The sequence below is a fragment of the Methylobacterium sp. 77 genome (assembly GCF_000372825.1).
Classification (GTDB): Bacteria; Pseudomonadota; Alphaproteobacteria; order Rhizobiales; family Beijerinckiaceae; genus Methylobacterium.
In genome coordinates this window covers 2,562,104-2,579,534 of sequence record NZ_KB910516.1, presented here as the reverse complement: position 1 = coordinate 2,579,534, position 17,431 = coordinate 2,562,104, and the positions used below count along the sequence as shown (strand labels likewise).

The window sequence follows — 17,431 nt, the reverse complement described above, 5'->3', positions numbered from 1 at the left end:
AGGCCTTCCCCAGCAGGAGAGTGACGGCGCGGTGCAGACATCCGGGTTCTCGGGTCGACCCAAAACCTTTCGGCCATCGTTCCGGCGCGCCGTTTACGTTTGTGCCGCTCTCCTGGCCCTTTCTGATGGGATTCCTGCCTGGGGTCAGCTCCGAGGCCATGGCGGCCCGGTGCGGGCTCTCGCCGTCGCCCCGGACGGACGTATCGCGATCTCCGGCGGGTTCGACCAATCGGCTATCCTTTGGGGGATCGACCAGGGAGTCGCGCTCGCGATCTTGCGCTTTCACGATGGTGCGGTGAATGCCGTCGCTGCCCTTCAGGATGGCCGTTTCGCCACGGCGAGCGAGGACGGACGCATCGCCCTATGGCAGGCGGGGCGCTCCGAGCCCGTTGAAATCTTCTCCGATCATGCCGGGCCAATCGTGTCCCTGGCGATCTCGCCGGATGGAACGAGCCTCGCTTCGGCCTCCTGGGATGGAACCGCGCATGTCCGACCCCTGTCCGGAGGCCCGGTCCGGGTGCTTCAAGGACATGCCGGCAACGTCAATGCCGTAGCATTCCTCGCCGATGGGCGACCGGTGACGGGCGGCTATGACGCAACCTTGCGGATATGGCCGCTCGTCGATGCCGCGGATCCTCCGCTCGTCGTCCAATTGCCGTCGCCGATCAACAGCGTCGTCGTGATGAGCGACGGAGAGATCGCTGCAGCCGGAGCGGACAGCATCGTGCGCTTCCTGGCCGCGGACGGATCCATCCGCGCATCGGTCGATCTCGCCACGAACCCGGTCATCGGCCTCGCGTCGTCGCCTGATGGCCAGCGGGTAGCGGCCGCCACTGTCGCGGGCACCGTCGCCATGATCCATCGGCTGACGGCCAAGGTCGAGTTCAATCTTGTTGGACCCGGGCTTCCGGTCTGGTCTCTCGCCTTCCGGCCCGATGGAACCGAGCTGCTTACCGGCGGTGGCGACAGGCTGTTACGCCGCTGGGATGCGAAGTCCGGCGAGCCGATCGGGCCGCTGGCGATGGTGCGACCGGCGGATTCACTCGCCGCTTACAAGGGAGATCGCGGCGCCGAGGTCTTTCGCGCCTGCGTCGCCTGCCACACCCTGACGCCGGAAGACGGCAACCGCGCTGGTCCCACCCTGAGCGGTGTGTTCGGCCGTCGCATTGCCACCGCCGACGGCTACAATTTCTCGCAAGCCCTGAAGAACCTCGACATCGTCTGGGACGCGCGGACCATCTCGAAGCTCTTCGAGATCGGTCCGTCGCGCTACACGCCCGGCACCAAGATGCCCGAGCAGACGATCAACAACGCGGATGATCGCGAGGCTCTCGTACGGTTTCTGGAGAGGGCAACGAAAACGCAGTCACCGCGAGTTGGGATCAGGCGCCGCCGTCCCCCCGCGTCTCACGGGCGCGGAAATAATCCTCCGAGGTGAGCGGCTTGGATCGTTCGGGCACCGTGTGCGGATCGAAGGCCTCGTTCACGACGGCCTCGACGCGACAGGTGTCGCACATCATGAGAGTGCGGATTCGGGACTCGCCGGCACTGCCCCTGAACATCCAGTGGCGCCCATGAAGCTTCTCGATGACCCGCTCGATCGTGCTGCGCGTGCCGAACGGCTTACCACAGGAAACGCAGTCGAACGGCTCTTCCTCTTTGACGATGCGGCGCGGCTGGCTCCAAGCGGCGAAATCCACCTGTGGCTTCAGCGTGATGACGTTTTCCGGGCAGGTGGCAACGCAAAGTCCGCATTGCACGCACAGGCTTTCCTCGAAGGCGAGGAGTGGCCGGTCCTGGCTGTCGCTCAGCGCATGGGTCGGGCAGGTGCCGACGCAGGCAAGGCACAAAGTGCAGTCCTCGGTCCTGAAGTCGAGCCCGCCGAACGGCGCTCCGCCCTCCAAGGGGACGAGTGCGACGGGCGCTGGAGCGGCGACGTGCATCTCGCGGAAGGCGAACTGCAGAACGTGACGCTTCGGTCCCACGGGCATGAACGCGGCCGGGATCGGCGCGGGGGTGCCGACGGTGCCGGATGAGAGCGCGGTGGCAAGCATGTCCGGGTCGTCGGTCTCGATCAGGGCGACCAACGGCGAGCCATCTGCAGCGCCGTAGCCAAGGGCTTTGCCCAGGGTATCGGCCAGCGTCGCCATACGCCGAAGCGGCGCAATGTCATGCTTGGGGCGGTCGCGAACGAGGAGGCGGACGCCCACCGCACCGTAGGCGAGGAGGGCGGCGGCGGCTTCGGGGCCGAGCTGCGTCACCTCGTTGACGGCCACCGGCAGCACATTGGCCGGAAGCCCGTCGCCGTAGCGTGCCAGCGCCTCGATCAGCGGTTCGCCATGCTCGGCATCGTGAAGGAGTACCACCCCGTTCCGGCCGCCGGCCTCATGGTAGGCTCGCATCAGGGTGCGCAGGCGCCGCATCAGGGCATCGGCGGGTGGCAGCGCGTAGGCGGCAGCCCCGGTCGGACAGACTGAGGCGCAGGAGCCGCAGCCGGCGCAGATATAGGGATCGATCGTCACGTGATCGCCGGCAGGCGCGATCGCCCCGGTTGGACAGACATCGAGGCAGCGCGTGCATCCGGTGATGCGTGAGCGGGAATGGGCGCACAGATCCGCCTGAAAATCGACGAACCGCGCCTTCTCGAACTCGCCGACGAGGTGGGAGATCGTGAAGATCGCCCGCTCCACCGAGGCAGGGTCGCCGGGATCGGCCCGCACATAGCCGCTGCGAAGGTCGTGGGCGGGAAATAGAGGCATCCCGCCCGTCAGATCGAGGACCACGTCGCAGGTGGAGGTCGCTCCGTTGCGGGATGGACCGAATTCCAACGAGCGACGCGACGATGGGCTCGGCACGGCGTAATCGTCGATGCGCAGGGAGAAAGCGCCGAGATGGCCAATGGCCGACACGACGCTGCCCTGGAGGATGGGAAACTCGTGCCTGCGGGGCACCGCAACGTCTCGCGGTCGGCTCAGCAGCACGGTCACGTCGAGATGGTCCGCGAGCCGGCGCCCGGCCTCGATCGCAACCTCGTCGCGTCCGAGGATGAGGGCAACGCCCTGGCTGACCATCGCCACGGTGCCCGGCGCCGGCGCAACCTCCGCTGCTGCGGCTAAGAGTGCCGCAATCTTCGGTGCCGCTTCGGCCGAGTTGCTGGACCAGCCCGCAGTCTCGCGGATATTGGCGTAGGTCACCAGGGCATCCGCCCCCGCCTCGGCAGCGACGTCGGTGAACAGCGGCGCCTGCAAGGTGCAGGAGACGGTGACCGGCCCGCCCTGCGCCAAGGCCTCCCCGAACCGCCCGATCTCACGCCCGCACAATTGCTCGGCGGTCTGCAAACGCCCGCCGCACGCCTTGCCGATCGCCATCTCGTCGAGGGCGATGGTTCCCTCGCACGAGCATGCGATCACGATCCGATCGGACACAGACTCACCCCGAACTTTTGGTCACACCGAGGAGGGAACAGGCCTCCTTCGCGCTCACGATGCGTATCGTATACTATAACCAATCGAAACTAGGACCCGACATACGGGCGCAGGCAGAACCGACAGGCAGAACCGACAGGTATGGCGCCGAGCCCCGACGACACCGCCCCTCCGAAGCTGGCATTGCCGCCGGTCTTCTCGCTTCTGGTTTCCGCCGGGCCTACGAGCGCATTCGATGCGGCCTGCCGCCATGCGAGTTCCGGAGAGGCGACCGGGCTTCTGGTCTGGCGCCGCGACGCCGCCATTCTCGATCTCGCCGTGATCCTGGCGCCGGACGAACCGTTGGCGACCGCGCGCCGTGCCTTCTTTGCCGGCATCGTGGCTCTGGCCGAGGCCATCGGCGCACATGGGCCACCTGAAATTCCGGTGACATTCGACTGGCCCGACACGGTCCGTTTCGATGGCGCGCGCCTCGGCGGGGGACGTCTCGGATGGCCGGCGACCTGCGGAGAAGGCGACGTGCCGGACTGGCTCGTCTTCTCCACCATGATCATCGCCTCGAAGGCCCAGGCCGGCGACCCTGGGCTGACGCCGGATTCGACCTCCCTCGCGAACGAAGGCTTCGCGCAAGACGATGACCACGCCAGCGTCGTCGAGAGCTTCGCCCGTCACCTGATGAAGGCTTTCGCCCTGTGGGAGGAGGATGGGTTCGAGGCCATCGAACGGCGCTACCTGTCGCGATTGGTCGATGGCGGCCGATCCGCGAGGATCGACAGGAATGGCGACCTGATCGATGACGACGGTACGCGTCGCTCCCTCGTATCGGGGCTTGCCGGGATGTCCTGGCGCGATCCGCTCACCGATGAACCACTTTTGTGAAGGGCGCCATCGACGAGACGTGCCGAAGCAGGCGCGAGCATTTCGGTATCGTTTCGGCCAGCCGGTGCGATCTCTTCACGGCGTGTCGCAGGGTCAGGATGAACGCGAGACAGTGCATTGCCTGCCTCATCGCGCTCGCATCTGTTCTCTCCATGCCCATCGAGCTCCGGGCTGAGGAAGCGCCGAGGGACGAAGCCATTGCAGTGAAGGGCATGCCCGGCCCCTATGGCGAACGGCTGACCATCGATGACAAGGGCATCACCCTGACCTTTCCCGACGAGGCCGTAACGCTGCGCATCGGCGGCCGGCTTCATCTCGATTTCGGTGCTGCCGCCGTCCGCCAATCGGGCTTCGGCGAGCCATTCTCGGATAATGTCGCCGTGCGTCGTTCGTGGATCGAGACGACCTTGAGCCTGGGCAAGGATGTCGGCATCGGCTTCCAGTACGATTTCAGCGATCCGACGACCCCGATCAACGATGCGGTCATCGTCTATCGTGGCGTGCCTGACATGCTCTTTAGCATCGGCAACGAGAAGGAGCCGTTCGGTCTCGATCAGCTCGCCTCGAACAACAACATCCTGTTCACCGAGCGGGCATTGTCCGATGCGCTCGTTCCGGCGCGCAATTTCGGATTCGCAGTTGGAAAGCACGGCAAGGAATGGAGCATCGTCACCGGAATCTTCGGCGGCAATGCCAATACCGGCATCCGTGGCGAAGGTGTCGCCTCGACCAGTCGCGCGACCTACGCGCCCATCAATGACGACGATCGGACCCTGCATCTCGGTCTCGCGGGCAGTTTCCGCAGCCTGTCGAAGGACGACAGCCCGCTATCGCTTTCGAGCCGGTCGGAGGCGTTTCTCTATGCCCGGAGTTTCGTCGATACCGGCGATATTCGCGATGCCGCGAGCATCACCCGGATGGGTGCGGAACTGGCCTATCGTTCGGGTCCGCTGCTGATCAGCGCGGAATATGCCCGTACCGAGGTCGATCGATTCGATGGCAGGACGCCGCTGAGCTTCCAGGGCGGATACGTCCAGGCGAGCTGGGTGCTGAACGGCGCCAACCGGGCCTATCGCATGGCTCCCGAGTTCAATGGGACCAGCTATGCGGTCTTCGGCGGCGTCAAGGTCGCCGAAGCCCAACGCATCACCCGCGGCGGCTTCGGCGTGTTCGAGATCGGGCTGCGCTTCTCCGCGATCGATCTCGACGATGGTGGCGTGCGCGGCGGCATCGAGCGGGACGGCACGCTGGGATTGTCGTGGTATCCCGATACCAACATTCGGATCATGGCGGATTACGTCAGGTCACACACCTCGCCATCGGCGCTCCATAATGGCCGGACAATCGATGCAGATACCGTCATCGGCCGATTTCAAGTGTATTGGTGACCGCGTCCTCGTCGTGCTGAAAGCAGGTCCTGGTTCCCGACACCCGACAGAAGCGTTGACGGTGATGACCGGCTCCGCTGGCCGAGATGCGAGTTCGACGGCCAGCATCAGGATGGATTTTCGGAAGTCTCGATGAGCAGTCTCAAACTTCCACGGACCTTACGACTCGACCCTTCGGACACCTTCGTCTTCGCGAAGGCTGCCGAGCCGGGCGAATGGGCCGTGACGGGATCGTTCCTCTTCTGGGATGCTGATGTCGCGCGTCTCGAAGGCAAGGAGCGGACGGCGTTCCGCTCCGGATTCCTCGGTGTGACCTCGCTCGGGTTCTCCACCCTCGTCGTGGTCAGCGAGGCGACGGAAACGGAGCGGGACGCGGCTGTCGAGGACCTGGCGCATCACCTCCGTGATCGCCTCGGCGCGCCGAGCCTGGACGTGGCCAGGATCGCGGCGGCGGAGGAAATCGCTTTCGCTTCCTCCCTGTGTCAGCCCGCAATCGGAAGCGTGATCGCCCTCCATCGGACGTTCGAGGAGGGGGAAATCCGCGAGGCGTTCCGCACCTTGCATCAGCGCGGGCCGGGAATGGCGGGAGCCGACAGGCTTCACGCCCATGCCAGGGCCTTCACCTTCGTCGAGACCGATGACGAGCCCGAGGAGCGGGCGGACCTCATCGGCATGGCACAAGAACGAGTATCGGAAGGCGAAGGACGATGACCGAGTTCTGGGTCTCCAGCGGCCACCATCTTGCCGGGCGCACAGAGGGCGGTGGTCTTGCAGTCACAGACGAGCTGATCCTCGCCTATCTCGCGAGGCCGGAACTCGTGCCGCCGGAGGAGGCGTGCATGGCCGAGCGCGCGCTCCACCGCAGCCTCGTGAGGGCGCCGCGCCGGGCGGTCTCCCCCGGCGAAATCGCCGCGATGGCCGACGCGGATGCGCGCGAGAACTGGACGATGATGCTCGCCTTTCGCGACCGGCTCACGGCCGCTCGCTCGGTCGAGGCGGCCTATCTCGATCTCGTCCGGAGCGGCCTGAACGGCACCCCTCCGATCTTCCTTAACCAATTGGCGCATCTCATCTTACGCAACGCCCTCGATGGCTGCGACGACCCCTACACCCTGCGTGCGGGCGAGCTTTTCTTCCGGCCCCAGCGCGTCTCGTTCGTGGATGGCGCGGCGCTTCTGGCCGATGCCGAAGTGATCGAGGCGCGGGAGACCGGAGCCGCGCAATCTCCCCTCGTCGCCATGCTCGGCAAGGAGCCGGCGAACGAACTCGACGTGCTGACCGACGAGACCGCCTGGACGTATTGGAGCCGCTCGGACGCTTTCACCATGGCGCTCAACCTCGGGAGCAACCCGAAGAGCCGCCAAGGACTGGCCCGCGCCATCGAGGCCTGGCTGCGCCATCTCATGTCCGTGGAGGCGACAATCGAGCCGATCGAGGCGATCGAAGACCCGGATTGGCGTTGGTTCATCGGACTCGACGCACAGGCGACCCGCATCGGCAACGCATTGTGGAACAACGAGGAACTGGACGATCGCGGTCGCGAACGCATCCTCGCCCTGTTTCGCATGACGTTTCCCGACGATTCGAGGATCGATCCGCGCGTCGCCGGTCGTCCGGTCTATCTCCTGATGGCGATGGATTCCGACAAGCGCCTGTCCTTCAAACCCCAGAATCTCGTGGCGGGATTGCCGATCGCCGCCGGTTCGGAGGCCGCATGACCGAACAGGACCCGACCGGCGACACGCCCGCGCCGCCCCCTGACGACCGGTTCGAAGTCGGGATCATAGTCGCCAAGCGGACCCTGAAGAGCTGCTGGGCGAGCCATGCCTGGCTTCCGGTCGCGGCGCTGCCGGCGATTCCCGCCACCGCGCCCTGGACCACGCTGTCGGCGACGCCGGAGGAGGAGACCTTCTATGCCGGCGCCTACGAGGTCTCGCTCCATCCGGCCGAAACCTCGCATTACCGCGACAACCTGATCTCGGGCCGTCCCTCGCTCTGGGTCGCCCTGCGGCAAGTCGCGGATTCGAGCTACGCGGTCGCGAACGTGACGGCCGATCCCTACGAGGGCGAATCCATGGCAGAGGGCATCGGCGAGGTGGTGGAAGCGGTGCCGATGCCGGTGGAGATCCAGGCCAAAGTCCTGGCCTTCTTTGAGGCCTTCCATGTCGAGCAGGTGTTCCATAAGCGCAAGCGCGACAGGGCCGACCCCGAGGCGCTGGCCCGCCAGGGAACCGGCACCCGCAGGAGGGGGGACGAGGGATGAGCGGCGGCGATTTCCTCTCCCGCTGGTCGAAGCGCAAGCGCGCCCTCGTCCGCGAGGCCCCGCCCGCGAGCCTGCCCACGGAGACCGAGGCGGCACCCCTCTTGGAAGAGCTCGACGAAGCCGGGTCGCTGCCTCCCGAGGAACTCGCGAAGCTGCCCTCGCTGGACAGTCTGACGGCCCAGACCGACCTCGCCCAATTCCTCCGGGCGGGTGTGCCGATGATGATGCGCAAGGCGGCCTTGCGCCGGATGTGGTCCCTCGACACCAACATCCGCGACTATGTCAGCGAAGCGCGAGAATATGCCTATGACTGGAACGTGGTCGGCGGCGTGCCGGGAAACGGACCGCTCCTGCCCACGGACGACATCAAGGCCATGCTGCGCGACATCTTCGACGGGACGCCCGTCGCGGAGCCCGAGGCGGCAACGGAGCCGGTGACCGTGACGTCCGGGATCGGCGAGACGGACGAACCGGGGGAGGAGCCTGTTTCGGCGACGACCGACGAAGAAACGGAACAAGTCGACCCTGAACCCGTGCTCCTCGCATCGCAGACATCCGGGCCGAGCCTGCCCGTTTCCGCGCCGCGACGGCAGCCCGAGGATGCGGGCGTACCGAAACCGCGACGACATGGCGGCGCCGTCCCGCTTTGAGCCGTTAAAAACTAGATTGCGGACATCCCGTTCCGGGCTATGGTGGCAGAAGTGAATACACTTCGCCCGCGAAACGTGGCGGCCTGAGGGATGTGATGCGTTCGGTAGAGTTGTTGCGCGAGGTTGAAGCGGGTTCCGCTTCCGGCGCGCCAGGCCTGATGGCGGGAGGCGCCGACGACGTCGATCTGCTGCGCGCGCATCTCTACGACCTTCTGGCGGCTCTGACCGGCCGGGAACCGTCCGACGACATTCTGTCGATCCTCGCGGGCTCGGGCGGCGACGAGAATCCTTTGGGCAAGGCCTGTTCCGCCCTCGCACGCGAAGCGGCCAATGCGGCACTCGCCAAGGTGAAACGCGAGTATTTCGATCTCTTCGTCGGTGTCGGACGCGGCGAGGTGGTCCTGCACGCCTCATACTACCTCACCGGCTTTCTCAACGAACGGCCGCTGGCGCGCATCCGCGAGGATCTGGCTCGCCTCGGCATCGAAGCCACCGGCGGGATGAGCGAGCCGGAAGACCATGTCGCCCTGCTGCTCGAGACCATGGCGGGTCTGGTCTCCGGAAGGTTCGAGACCGAACCCGGCGCCGATCGCACCTTCTTCGAGCGGCATCTCGAGCCCTGGGCCGGGCGCCTGTTCGACGATGTGGCGGCCAATTCCCGTTCGTCCTTCTACCGCGCCGTGGGTGACCTCGGTCGGATCTTCATCGGAATCGAGACTCAGGCCTACGCGCTCGACGCATGAGGCAGGGGCCAATGAGACATCGGTCGCATTCAGGAGTGACGAGCATGCGGGACGATCGAAAGGACGAGATGGGACGGCGCCATTTCTTCCGCGCCCTCGGCGGCGGGTCGGTGGCGGCTGCCGCCGCGATCACGGCCCAGCCGATGATCGCGACGCCGGCACAGGCCTACGATCCGGGCGCCGAAGAGACGAAGGCCCGCTACCGCGAGTCCGACCACGTGAAGGCGTTCTACCGGACCAACGGCTACGAGACCCTGAAGAAGAATTGAGGGCGCCATGCTGATCAAGCGCAAGACCGGCGGCCCTGGCCGCACGTTCCACCAGGCCGTCACCATCGGCGAGACGCCGAGAGCGATCGACCGTCGCGCCTTCCTGCGTAATTCCGGTCTCGTCGCCGGAGGCCTCGCCGCCGCCGGCTCGATCCAGCTCGGCTCGGTGCGCAAGGCCCAGGCCGCGGGCTCCGCCGTGAGCGGTGGCGAGGTGACGATCAAGAAGAACATCTGCACCCACTGCTCGGTCGGGTGCACGGTGACGGCCGAGGTCGTGAACGGCGTCTGGGTCGGCCAGGAGCCGTCCTTCAGCAGCCCGATCAACCGGGGCACGCATTGCGCCAAGGGCGCGGCGATCCGCGAACTCGTGTCGAGCGACCGCCGCCTGAAATACCCGATGAAGATGGTCGACGGGCAATGGACCCGGATCTCGTGGGATCAGGCGATCGACGAGATCGGCGACAAGATCACCGGCCTGCGCGACAAGTACGGCCCCGATTCCGTCTACTGGCTCGGCTCGGCCAAGTTCACCAACGAGGCAGCCTATATCTTCCGCAAGTTCGGCGCCTTCTGGGGCACCAACTCGGTCGATCATCAGGCGCGCATCTGTCACTCCACCACGGTGGCCGGCGTCGCCAATACCTGGGGCTACGGCGCCCAGACCAATTCCTACAACGACATCCGCAACGCCAAGACGATGATCATCCTCGGCGGCAACCCGGCCGAGGCGCACCCGGTCTCCCTCCAGCACGTGCTGTCGGGCAAGGAGATCAACCGCGCCAACATGATCGTCATCGATCCGCGCTTCACGCGGACGGCGGCGCACGCCACCGATTACGTCCGTATCCGCTCCGGCACCGATATCCCGGTGGTCTGGGGCATCCTCTGGCACGTGTTCGAGAACGGCTGGGAAGACAAGGAATTCATCAGCCAGCGCGTCTACGCCATGGACGACGTCCGCAAGGAAGTCGCCAAGTGGAACCCCGAGGAAGTCGAGCGCGTGTCCGGCGTGCCGGGTGAACAGCTGCGCCGCGTGGCGGAGAAATTCGCCAAGGAGAAGCCCTCGACGCTGATCTGGTGCATGGGCGCGACCCAGCACACGGTGGGCACCGCCAACGTCCGGGCGCTCTGCATCCTCTGTCTCGCCACCGGCAATGTCGGCAAGCCGGGCACCGGCGCCAACATCTTCCGCGGCCACACCAACGTGCAGGGGGCCACCGATATGGGCCTCGATGTCACGTCGCTGCCGCTCTATTACGGCCTCGTCGAGGGCGCCTGGAAGCATTGGGCCCGCGTCTGGGAGGTCGAGTACGATTGGCTGCAGGGGCGGTTCGACGAGGTTCCGGCCAAGGCCGGGCGCAAGGCCCGCACCCGCAAGGAAAGCATGGAAGCGCCGGGCATCACCTCGACGCGGTGGTTCGACGGCGTGAACCTGCCCGAGGAGCAGATCGACCAGCGCACCGGCATCAAGGCGATGATGGTGTTCGGCCATGGCGGCAACACCGTCACCCGCCTGCCCGAGGCGGTGAAGGGCCTGACCAAGCTCGACCTCCTGGTGGTGGCGGACCCGCACCCGACCACCTTCGCCGCCCTCGATGCGCGGCGCGACAACACCTACCTCCTGCCGATCTGCACCTCGCTGGAGATGGACGGCAGCCGCACGGCATCGAACCGCTCGCTCCAATGGGGCGAGCAGATCGTCAAGCCGGCCTTCGAGTCGAAGAACGATTACGAGGTGATCTACCGCCTCGCGGCCAAGCTCGGCCTCGCCGACAAGATGTTCAAGAACATCAAGGTCGTCGAAAACGTCCCCGAAGCGGAGGACATCCTGCGGGAGATCAATCGTGGCGGCTGGTCGACCGGCTATTGCGGTCAGAGCCCCGAGCGCCTGAAGGCGCATATGCGCAACCAGGCGAAGTTCGACCTGATCACCCTGCGCGCGCCGAAGGACGATCCGGAGGTCGGCGGTGATTATTACGGCCTGCCCTGGCCGTGCTGGGGCAAGCCCGAGCTGAAGCATCCGGGCACCCACATCCTCTACAACACCAACCTTCACATCAAGGATGGCGGCGGCACCTTCCGGGCGCGCTTCGGCACCGAGCGCAACGGCGTGACGCTGCTGGCGGAGGATTCCTTCGCCAAGGGTTCCGAGCTCACCGACGGCTATCCCGAATTCACCATGGCGGTGTTCAAGAAGCTCGGCTGGGAGAAGGATCTCACGGCCGAGGAGATGGCGAGCATCACCAAGACCGGTGGGGCCAATATCGATGCCGTGAGCTGGGCGACCGACCTGTCGGGCGGGATCCAGCGCGTCTGCCTCGACCATGGCGTGACGCCCTACGGCAACGGCAAGGCCCGGGCGAATGCCTGGAACCTGCCCGACCCCGTGCCGGTGCACCGCGAGCCGATCTACACGCCGCGCCCCGACCTCGTCGCCAAATACCCGACCCGGCCGGACGAACGTCAGCTGCGGATGCCCAATATCGGCTTCTCGGTGCAGAAGGCGGCGGTCGACCGCGGCATCGCCAAGGACTTCCCGATCATCCTCACCTCCGGCCGTCTCGTGGAATACGAGGGCGGCGGCGAGGAGACGCGGTCCAACCCTTGGCTGGCCGAGCTGCAGCAGGACATGTTCGTCGAGATCAATACCGGCGATGCCACCGATCGCGGCATCAAGGACGGTCAGTTCGTCTGGGTTTCAGGCCCGGAGAACAACGCCAAGGCCAAGGTGAAGGCACTGGTGACGGACCGTGTCGGCAAGGGCGTGGCCTTCATGCCGTTCCACTTCTCGGGCTGGTACCAGGGCGACGACATGCGGAAGTTCTATCCGCACGGCACCGACCCCGTGGTGCTGGGCGAAAGCTCCAACAACACCACGACCTATGGCTTCGATCCTGTGACGGGCATGCAGGAGACGAAGTGCACCCTGTGTCAGATCCGGGCCGTTTGAGGAACCATCGCCATGGCTCGCATGAAATTCCTCTGCGACGCGGATCGCTGCATCGAATGCAACGCCTGCGTCACCGCCTGCAAGAACGAGCACGAGGTGCCGTGGGGCATCAACCGCCGGCGCGTTGTCACCCTCAATGACGGCAAGCCCGGCGAGCGCTCGGTCTCCATGGCCTGCATGCACTGCACCGACGCGCCCTGTGCGGCGGTGTGCCCGGTGAACTGCTTCTACACCACGGCCGATGCGGTGGTGCTCCACTCCAAGGACATCTGCATCGGCTGCGGCTACTGCTTCTACGCCTGCCCGTTCGGCGCGCCGCAATATCCGAAGGTCGGCAATTTCGGTTCGCGCGGCAAGATGGACAAGTGCACCTACTGCGCCGGCGGCCCGGAGGCCGATCTCTCCACCATCGAGTACGAGAAATACGGCTCGAACCGTCTGGCCGAAGGCAAGCTGCCGCTCTGTGCCGAGATGTGCTCGACCAAGGCATTGCTCGCGGGCGACGGCGAGATGATCGCCGAGATCTACAAGCAGCGCGTGATCAAGCGCGGCTACGGCTCCGGCGCCTGGGGCTGGAAGACCGCCTATCGCGAAACCGTCGCCATCTGAGCGGCGGACGCGCCTGGCGGGCAATCGCGCCCGACAGGCTCGCGCGGGTTACGACTTTGGGAAGGGAACGCCGATGCGGCGGACAGTGACGACTTTCAGGACGCTGATCGCGGCGACCATCCTCACGGCTGCCGTGGGCGCGTCCTCGACCGCGTTCGCGCAGCAGACGCGGGACGGCCTCAATCCCACGGGCCAGAACCCGACGGCGGAATCGGTCAACGAGGAATTCCTGTTCAAGCAGGATCCGAAGATCTCCGGCCGCATCACCATTCCCGACGCCAAGGCCGCGAACCTGATCCAGCCGGCGGGCCGGGAATATCGCGCCTTCCGCGAAGGCTGGCTGCCCTGGATCGGCGCGCTCGCCGTCCTCGGCGCCATCGGCCTGCTGGCGCTGTTCTACTTCGTCCGCGGCCGCATCATGATGGAGCGCGGTCCCGATACCGGCCGCAAGATCCTGCGCTTCAACGGGTTCGAGCGCTTCGCCCATTGGATGACGTCGAGCTGCTTCATCATCCTCGCCCTGTCCGGGCTGAACTACATCTTCGGCAAGCGCCTGCTGATGCCGCTGATCGGTGCCGACGCCTTCGGCGTGGTGGCGCAATATGCCAAGTTCAGCCACATCTACCTGGCGTGGCCGTTCATGATCGGGGTCGCCCTGATGCTGGTCCTCTGGCTGAAGGACAACATCCCGAACAGGGTCGACATCGCCTGGATCAAGGCCTTCGGCGGCTTCGTCGGCAACAAGCATCCGAGCGCCTTCCGCTTCAACGCCGGCCAGAAGATGGTGTTCTGGATGGTGATCGGGTTCGGCACGGCCATGAGCGTCACCGGCCTGATGATGATCTTCCCGTTCGCGCTCACCGACATCACCGGAATGCAGCTGATGCAGGTGATCCACGCGCTCATCGGCGTCGCCTTCATCGCCGGCATCCTTGCCCATATCTATATCGGCACGCTCGGCATGGAGGGCGCCTACGACGCCATGGGCAGCGGCAAGGTCGATCTCGGCTGGGCCAAGGTCCACCACGACCTCTGGGTCGAGGAGGAGCAGGCCAAGAACGCGAGCGGCCGCCCGCTCGGGAGCCATCAGGTTCCCGCCGAGTAGGCGTTTGGGACCACTTACGGGTTCGGCGACCTGCGCCGGCATGTCGAGGATCGGACGACGTCCATGAAAGCCTTCATCATCGCGCTGATCGTCGCCGTCGCCATCGGCACGCTCGCCGCCACGCTCCTCAACGATCAGCAGCGCTTCGCCTATCAGGCCTTCGCCACCTCGGGCGCGCGCGTCTCCGACCCGGCCGGCCACAGCAACCTCGTCGGACCGCACTGGAACGGCGTGACGCCCGAACCGGCTAAGCCGGCGAAGTCGTGAGCGACGGCATTCCTCGAGGGTCGACAGTCGAGCCTCAGCCCCCGGTGCCGCTCAGCGGATTGCTCTCGTCCCAGCCGTAGCCCAGGGTCTCGAAGCGCATGGAGCGTGCGTCGACCATGAGCAGTCGCGCCACCAGCGGCTCGCCGAAATCCGCCACCGCGCGGATCACCTCCATCGCCATCAGCGATCCCATCACACCGGCCAGGGCGCCGAGCACACCGGCTTCGGCGCAGGCCGGAACGCTGCCGGGCGGCGGCGGGTTCGGGAACAGGCAGCGATACGTCGGGTTGGGGCGACCGTCCGGCCCGGTCTCATGGGCGCGGATGGTCGTGAGGGTGCCGTCGAACTGCCCGAGCGCCGCCGTCACCAGCGGGCGCCGCGCGTGGAAACAGGCGTCGGACACCGCGTAGCGCGTCGCGAAATTGTCCGAGCCGTCGGCGACCACGTCGTACTCGCCGATCAGGGCGACGGCATTCTCCGCGTCGATCCGCAGACGATGCGCCTCGATCCGCACATGCGGGTTGAGCCGGGCCACCGCATCGATGGCGCTGTCGACCTTCGGACGGCCGAGATCGGGCGTTCCGTGGATCACCTGCCGCTGCAGGTTCGACAGCGAGACCGTGTCGTCGTCGACGATGCCGATCGTGCCGATGCCGGCTGCCGCGAGATACTGGATCAGCGGCGCGCCGAGGCCTCCGGCGCCGATGACGAGCACGCGGGCCGCCTTCAGCCGCGCCTGTCCCGGTCCTCCGACCTCGCGCAGGACGAGGTGGCGGGCGTAGCGTTCGACTTCGTCGCTGGAGAAGGCCATGAGCGTGAGATAACGCGTGCCGCGAGGCGCCGAAAGACCGCCGCGACCGTATTTGCCTCACGCGGCCTCGGCGCCTATTCGCGACCTTGAAACTCCCAGCCCGACGAGACGCTGCCCGTGTCATCTCCCGTGAACGCCGATCATTCGCCGCTGGCCCTCGCCCAGGCGCTCATCCGCTGCCCGTCGGTGACGCCGGAGGAGGGGGGCGCGCTGCAATGGCTCGGCGGCGTGCTGGAAGCGGCGGGCTTCACCGTCGAGCGACCCCGTTTCTCGGAGCCCGGCACGCCCGACATCGACAATCTCTATGCCCGCATCGGTACGGGCGGCCCCTACCTGCTGTTCGCCGGGCATACCGATGTCGTCCCGCCGGGCGCTCTCGAGGCGTGGCGCCATGGGCCGTTCGAGGGAATGGTCGCGGACGGGATGCTCTACGGACGCGGCGCAGTCGACATGAAGGGCGGCATCGCCTGCATGCTCTCGGCCGCCCTCGCCTTCATCGCCGGGCGGGGAGGGGCCTTCACCGGATCGCTCGGTTTCCTCATCACCGGCGACGAGGAGGGGCCCGCCATCAACGGCACGGTGAAGCTTCTCGACTGGGCGAAGGCGCGCGGCGAGCGCTTCGATCATTGCCTTCTCGGCGAGCCGACCAACCCGGCGGCCTTGGGTGAGATGATCAAGATCGGCCGTCGCGGCTCGCTCACCGGCACGCTCGTCGTCCATGGCCGCCAGGGCCACGTTGCCTATCCGCACAAGGCCGAGAACCCGATTCCCGGCCTGCTGCGCCTCGCATCGGCCCTTCTCGATGCGCCGCTCGACGAGGGCACCGCGCATTTCGATGCGTCGAATCTCGAACTCACCACCATCGATGTCGGCAATCCGGCCACCAACGTCATCCCGGCGGAGGCGCGCGCCACCTTCAACATCCGCTTCAACGAAAGCTGGACGGCGGAAAGCCTGGGTGCCGAGATCCGGCGGCGCCTCGAAGTGGCGGCCGGCAATTCGGTGCGGTTCACCCTCGACCTGCAGCCCTCGAATTCTCCGGCCTTCCTCACCGCGCCCGACGCCTTCACCGACCTCGTGGTCGAGGCGATCGAGGCCGAGACCGGACGCCGCCCGGTTCTCTCCACCACCGGCGGCACCTCCGATGCCCGCTTCATCAAGGATGCATGCCCGGTGATCGAGTTCGGCCTCGTCGGCGAGACCATGCACCAGACCGACGAATGCGTGGCGGTCGCCGATCTCGATAGGCTGACGGCGATCTACGCGCGGGTGCTCAGTGCCTATTTCTCCGTGCGCTCGCCCTCTGGGAGATAATCCACCCCCACAAAAGTCAGCCCTTGCGCCGGCGCCATCGGTCCGCAGCGGGCGCGGTCGCGGCTGGCCAGGATGTCGACGACGTCGGCGGCGCTGAAGCGGCCGCAGCCGGCCATCATCAGCGTGCCGGCCATGGCGCGGACCTGATGGTGCAGGAACGAGCGCGCCGAGGTCGTGATCACGATCTCTTCGAACACGCCCATCGTCACCTTGGCCACGTCGAGCTGCTCGAGGGTGCGGATCGGGCTGTTCGCCTGGCATTCGGCGGCGCGGAAGGCGGTGAAATCGTGCCGGCCGAGAAGGCCCTGCGCGGCCGCGTGCATCGCCTCGGCATCGAGCGCCCAGGGCACGTGCCAGACATGGGCGCGGGTCAACGCGGGCGGGCTGCGCCGGTTGAAGATGCGGTAGCGGTAGTGCCGGCGGATGGCGGAATGGCGCGCATCGAACCCGGGCCCGATGTTCTCGGCGCTGACGATGGCGACCGGCAGCGGGCGAAGATGGGCGTTCAGGGCGTCGCGCACCGTATCCGTGCGCCATTCCTTGGCGAGATCGAGATGGGCGACCTGATGGATGGCATGGACGCCGGCATCGGTGCGCCCGGCGCAGGTCAGGCGCGCCTCCTCCCCCGAGAAGCGTTTGACGGCCGCCTCGATGGCGCCCTGGACGGTCGCATCCTCGGCCTGGCGCTGCCATCCGCAGAACGGCGCACCGTCATATTCGATGACGAGCTTGTAGCGGGGCATCAGCGCGGCCCAATG

Annotated in this window: 17 protein-coding genes; 14 read left to right on the top strand and 3 right to left on the bottom strand. The window is 66.5% G+C overall.

The genetic code is table 11. From position 1 onward, the window contains the following. Positions 1-112 precede the first annotated feature (112 nt). Entirely contained in the window at positions 113-1,438 is a 1,326-nt protein-coding gene (locus A3OK_RS0112220) for a c-type cytochrome (RefSeq protein ID WP_051093007.1), read from the top strand. Here A3OK_RS0112220 and A3OK_RS0112215 read toward each other — a convergent pair. After that, positions 1,383-3,368: a 4Fe-4S dicluster domain-containing protein gene (locus tag A3OK_RS0112215; RefSeq protein WP_081631248.1), complete on the bottom strand. Its 1,986-nt coding sequence runs from the start codon at positions 3,366-3,368 to the stop codon at positions 1,383-1,385. The two genes, A3OK_RS0112220 and A3OK_RS0112215, sit on opposite strands and share 56 nt — an antisense overlap. A gap of 198 nt (positions 3,369-3,566) precedes the next feature. Here A3OK_RS0112215 and A3OK_RS0112210 point away from each other — a divergent pair, with 198 nt between their 5' ends. The 12 genes from A3OK_RS0112210 (at position 3,567) to A3OK_RS0112155 (ending at position 14,548) form a co-directional block, all read left to right on the top strand. Then, positions 3,567-4,304, top strand: coding sequence for a biotin/lipoate--protein ligase family protein (locus A3OK_RS0112210; RefSeq protein ID WP_019905158.1), 738 nt, complete (start codon positions 3,567-3,569; stop codon positions 4,302-4,304). A 152-nt stretch (positions 4,305-4,456) separates the two neighbouring features. Next, a complete protein-coding gene (locus A3OK_RS0112205) occupies positions 4,457-5,692 on the top strand; it encodes a porin (RefSeq protein ID WP_245259350.1) in 1,236 nt (411 codons plus the stop codon). A 132-nt stretch (positions 5,693-5,824) separates the two neighbouring features. Next, positions 5,825-6,403, top strand: a complete 579-nt coding sequence (locus A3OK_RS0112200; protein ID WP_019905156.1) for a DUF6505 family protein — start codon at positions 5,825-5,827, stop codon at positions 6,401-6,403. Next, complete coding sequence (locus A3OK_RS0112195; RefSeq protein WP_019905155.1) at positions 6,400-7,410, top strand: DUF6352 family protein; 1,011 nt, start codon at positions 6,400-6,402, stop codon at positions 7,408-7,410. The genes A3OK_RS0112200 and A3OK_RS0112195 overlap by 4 nt, the downstream gene beginning before the upstream one ends. Then, a complete protein-coding gene (locus A3OK_RS0112190) occupies positions 7,407-7,955 on the top strand; it encodes a DUF3305 domain-containing protein (RefSeq protein WP_019905154.1) in 549 nt (182 codons plus the stop codon). Before A3OK_RS0112195 ends, A3OK_RS0112190 begins: the two co-directional genes overlap by 4 nt. After that, the gene (locus A3OK_RS0112185) at positions 7,952-8,605 is read left to right on the top strand and encodes a DUF3306 domain-containing protein (protein WP_019905153.1); all 654 of its coding nucleotides are present in this window, start codon (positions 7,952-7,954) and stop codon (positions 8,603-8,605) included. Before A3OK_RS0112190 ends, A3OK_RS0112185 begins: the two co-directional genes overlap by 4 nt. Positions 8,606-8,700: 95 nt before the next feature. Next, positions 8,701-9,348 carry a molecular chaperone TorD family protein gene (locus tag A3OK_RS0112180; protein WP_026597199.1) on the top strand — a complete coding sequence of 216 codons (648 nt, stop codon included), beginning with the start codon at positions 8,701-8,703 and terminating at the stop codon, positions 9,346-9,348. 44 nt (positions 9,349-9,392) lie between these two features. Next, complete coding sequence (locus A3OK_RS0112175; RefSeq protein WP_019905151.1) at positions 9,393-9,617, top strand: formate dehydrogenase; 225 nt, start codon at positions 9,393-9,395, stop codon at positions 9,615-9,617. Positions 9,618-9,624: 7 nt separating this feature from the next. After that, positions 9,625-12,567, top strand: a complete 2,943-nt coding sequence (locus A3OK_RS0112170) for a formate dehydrogenase subunit alpha (RefSeq protein ID WP_019905150.1) — start codon at positions 9,625-9,627, stop codon at positions 12,565-12,567. Between the two features lie 12 nt (positions 12,568-12,579). After that, on the top strand, positions 12,580-13,176 hold the full coding sequence (fdh3B, locus tag A3OK_RS0112165; RefSeq protein WP_019905149.1) for a formate dehydrogenase FDH3 subunit beta: 597 nt from the start codon (positions 12,580-12,582) through the stop codon (positions 13,174-13,176). Between the two features lie 73 nt (positions 13,177-13,249). After that, a complete protein-coding gene (locus A3OK_RS0112160) occupies positions 13,250-14,281 on the top strand; it encodes a formate dehydrogenase subunit gamma (protein ID WP_026597198.1) in 1,032 nt (343 codons plus the stop codon). Between the two features lie 63 nt (positions 14,282-14,344). After that, positions 14,345-14,548: a hypothetical protein gene (locus A3OK_RS0112155; protein ID WP_019905147.1), complete on the top strand. Its 204-nt coding sequence runs from the start codon at positions 14,345-14,347 to the stop codon at positions 14,546-14,548. A 34-nt stretch (positions 14,549-14,582) separates the two neighbouring features. Here A3OK_RS0112155 and moeB read toward each other — a convergent pair whose 3' ends face one another. Then, positions 14,583-15,359: a molybdopterin-synthase adenylyltransferase MoeB gene (moeB, locus tag A3OK_RS0112150; protein WP_019905146.1), complete on the bottom strand. Its 777-nt coding sequence runs from the start codon at positions 15,357-15,359 to the stop codon at positions 14,583-14,585. 117 nt (positions 15,360-15,476) lie between these two features. On the opposite strand from moeB, the gene dapE reads away from it, so the two are divergent. Continuing rightward, positions 15,477-16,673, top strand: a complete 1,197-nt coding sequence (dapE, locus tag A3OK_RS0112145) for a succinyl-diaminopimelate desuccinylase (RefSeq protein WP_196805434.1) — start codon at positions 15,477-15,479, stop codon at positions 16,671-16,673. Here dapE and truA read toward each other — a convergent pair. Then, positions 16,640-17,416, bottom strand: coding sequence for a tRNA pseudouridine(38-40) synthase TruA (truA, locus tag A3OK_RS0112140; protein WP_019905144.1), 777 nt, complete (start codon positions 17,414-17,416; stop codon positions 16,640-16,642). The two genes, dapE and truA, sit on opposite strands and share 34 nt — an antisense overlap. Positions 17,417-17,431 lie beyond the last annotated feature (15 nt).

Excerpts from the sequence above, each read along its gene's own strand:
- fdh3B (WP_019905149.1), top strand. The coding sequence starts at position 12,580 with ATGGCTCGCATGAAATTCCTCTGCGACGCGGATCGCTGCATCGAATGC.
- A3OK_RS0112215 (WP_081631248.1), bottom strand. The coding sequence starts at position 3,368 with ATGGCGATCGGCAAGGCGTGCGGCGGGCGTTTGCAGACCGCCGAGCAA.
- moeB (WP_019905146.1), bottom strand. The coding sequence starts at position 15,359 with ATGGCCTTCTCCAGCGACGAAGTCGAACGCTACGCCCGCCACCTCGTC.
- A3OK_RS0112185 (WP_019905153.1), top strand. The coding sequence starts at position 7,952 with ATGAGCGGCGGCGATTTCCTCTCCCGCTGGTCGAAGCGCAAGCGCGCC.
- A3OK_RS0112155 (WP_019905147.1), top strand. The coding sequence starts at position 14,345 with ATGAAAGCCTTCATCATCGCGCTGATCGTCGCCGTCGCCATCGGCACG.
- A3OK_RS0112160 (WP_026597198.1), top strand. The coding sequence starts at position 13,250 with ATGCGGCGGACAGTGACGACTTTCAGGACGCTGATCGCGGCGACCATC.
- A3OK_RS0112205 (WP_245259350.1), top strand. The coding sequence starts at position 4,457 with ATGCCCATCGAGCTCCGGGCTGAGGAAGCGCCGAGGGACGAAGCCATT.
- truA (WP_019905144.1), bottom strand. The coding sequence starts at position 17,416 with ATGCCCCGCTACAAGCTCGTCATCGAATATGACGGTGCGCCGTTCTGC.
- A3OK_RS0112180 (WP_026597199.1), top strand. The coding sequence starts at position 8,701 with ATGCGTTCGGTAGAGTTGTTGCGCGAGGTTGAAGCGGGTTCCGCTTCC.
- A3OK_RS0112175 (WP_019905151.1), top strand. The coding sequence starts at position 9,393 with ATGCGGGACGATCGAAAGGACGAGATGGGACGGCGCCATTTCTTCCGC.
- A3OK_RS0112200 (WP_019905156.1), top strand. The coding sequence starts at position 5,825 with ATGAGCAGTCTCAAACTTCCACGGACCTTACGACTCGACCCTTCGGAC.
- A3OK_RS0112170 (WP_019905150.1), top strand. The coding sequence starts at position 9,625 with ATGCTGATCAAGCGCAAGACCGGCGGCCCTGGCCGCACGTTCCACCAG.
- A3OK_RS0112210 (WP_019905158.1), top strand. The coding sequence starts at position 3,567 with ATGGCGCCGAGCCCCGACGACACCGCCCCTCCGAAGCTGGCATTGCCG.
- A3OK_RS0112190 (WP_019905154.1), top strand. The coding sequence starts at position 7,407 with ATGACCGAACAGGACCCGACCGGCGACACGCCCGCGCCGCCCCCTGAC.
- A3OK_RS0112195 (WP_019905155.1), top strand. The coding sequence starts at position 6,400 with ATGACCGAGTTCTGGGTCTCCAGCGGCCACCATCTTGCCGGGCGCACA.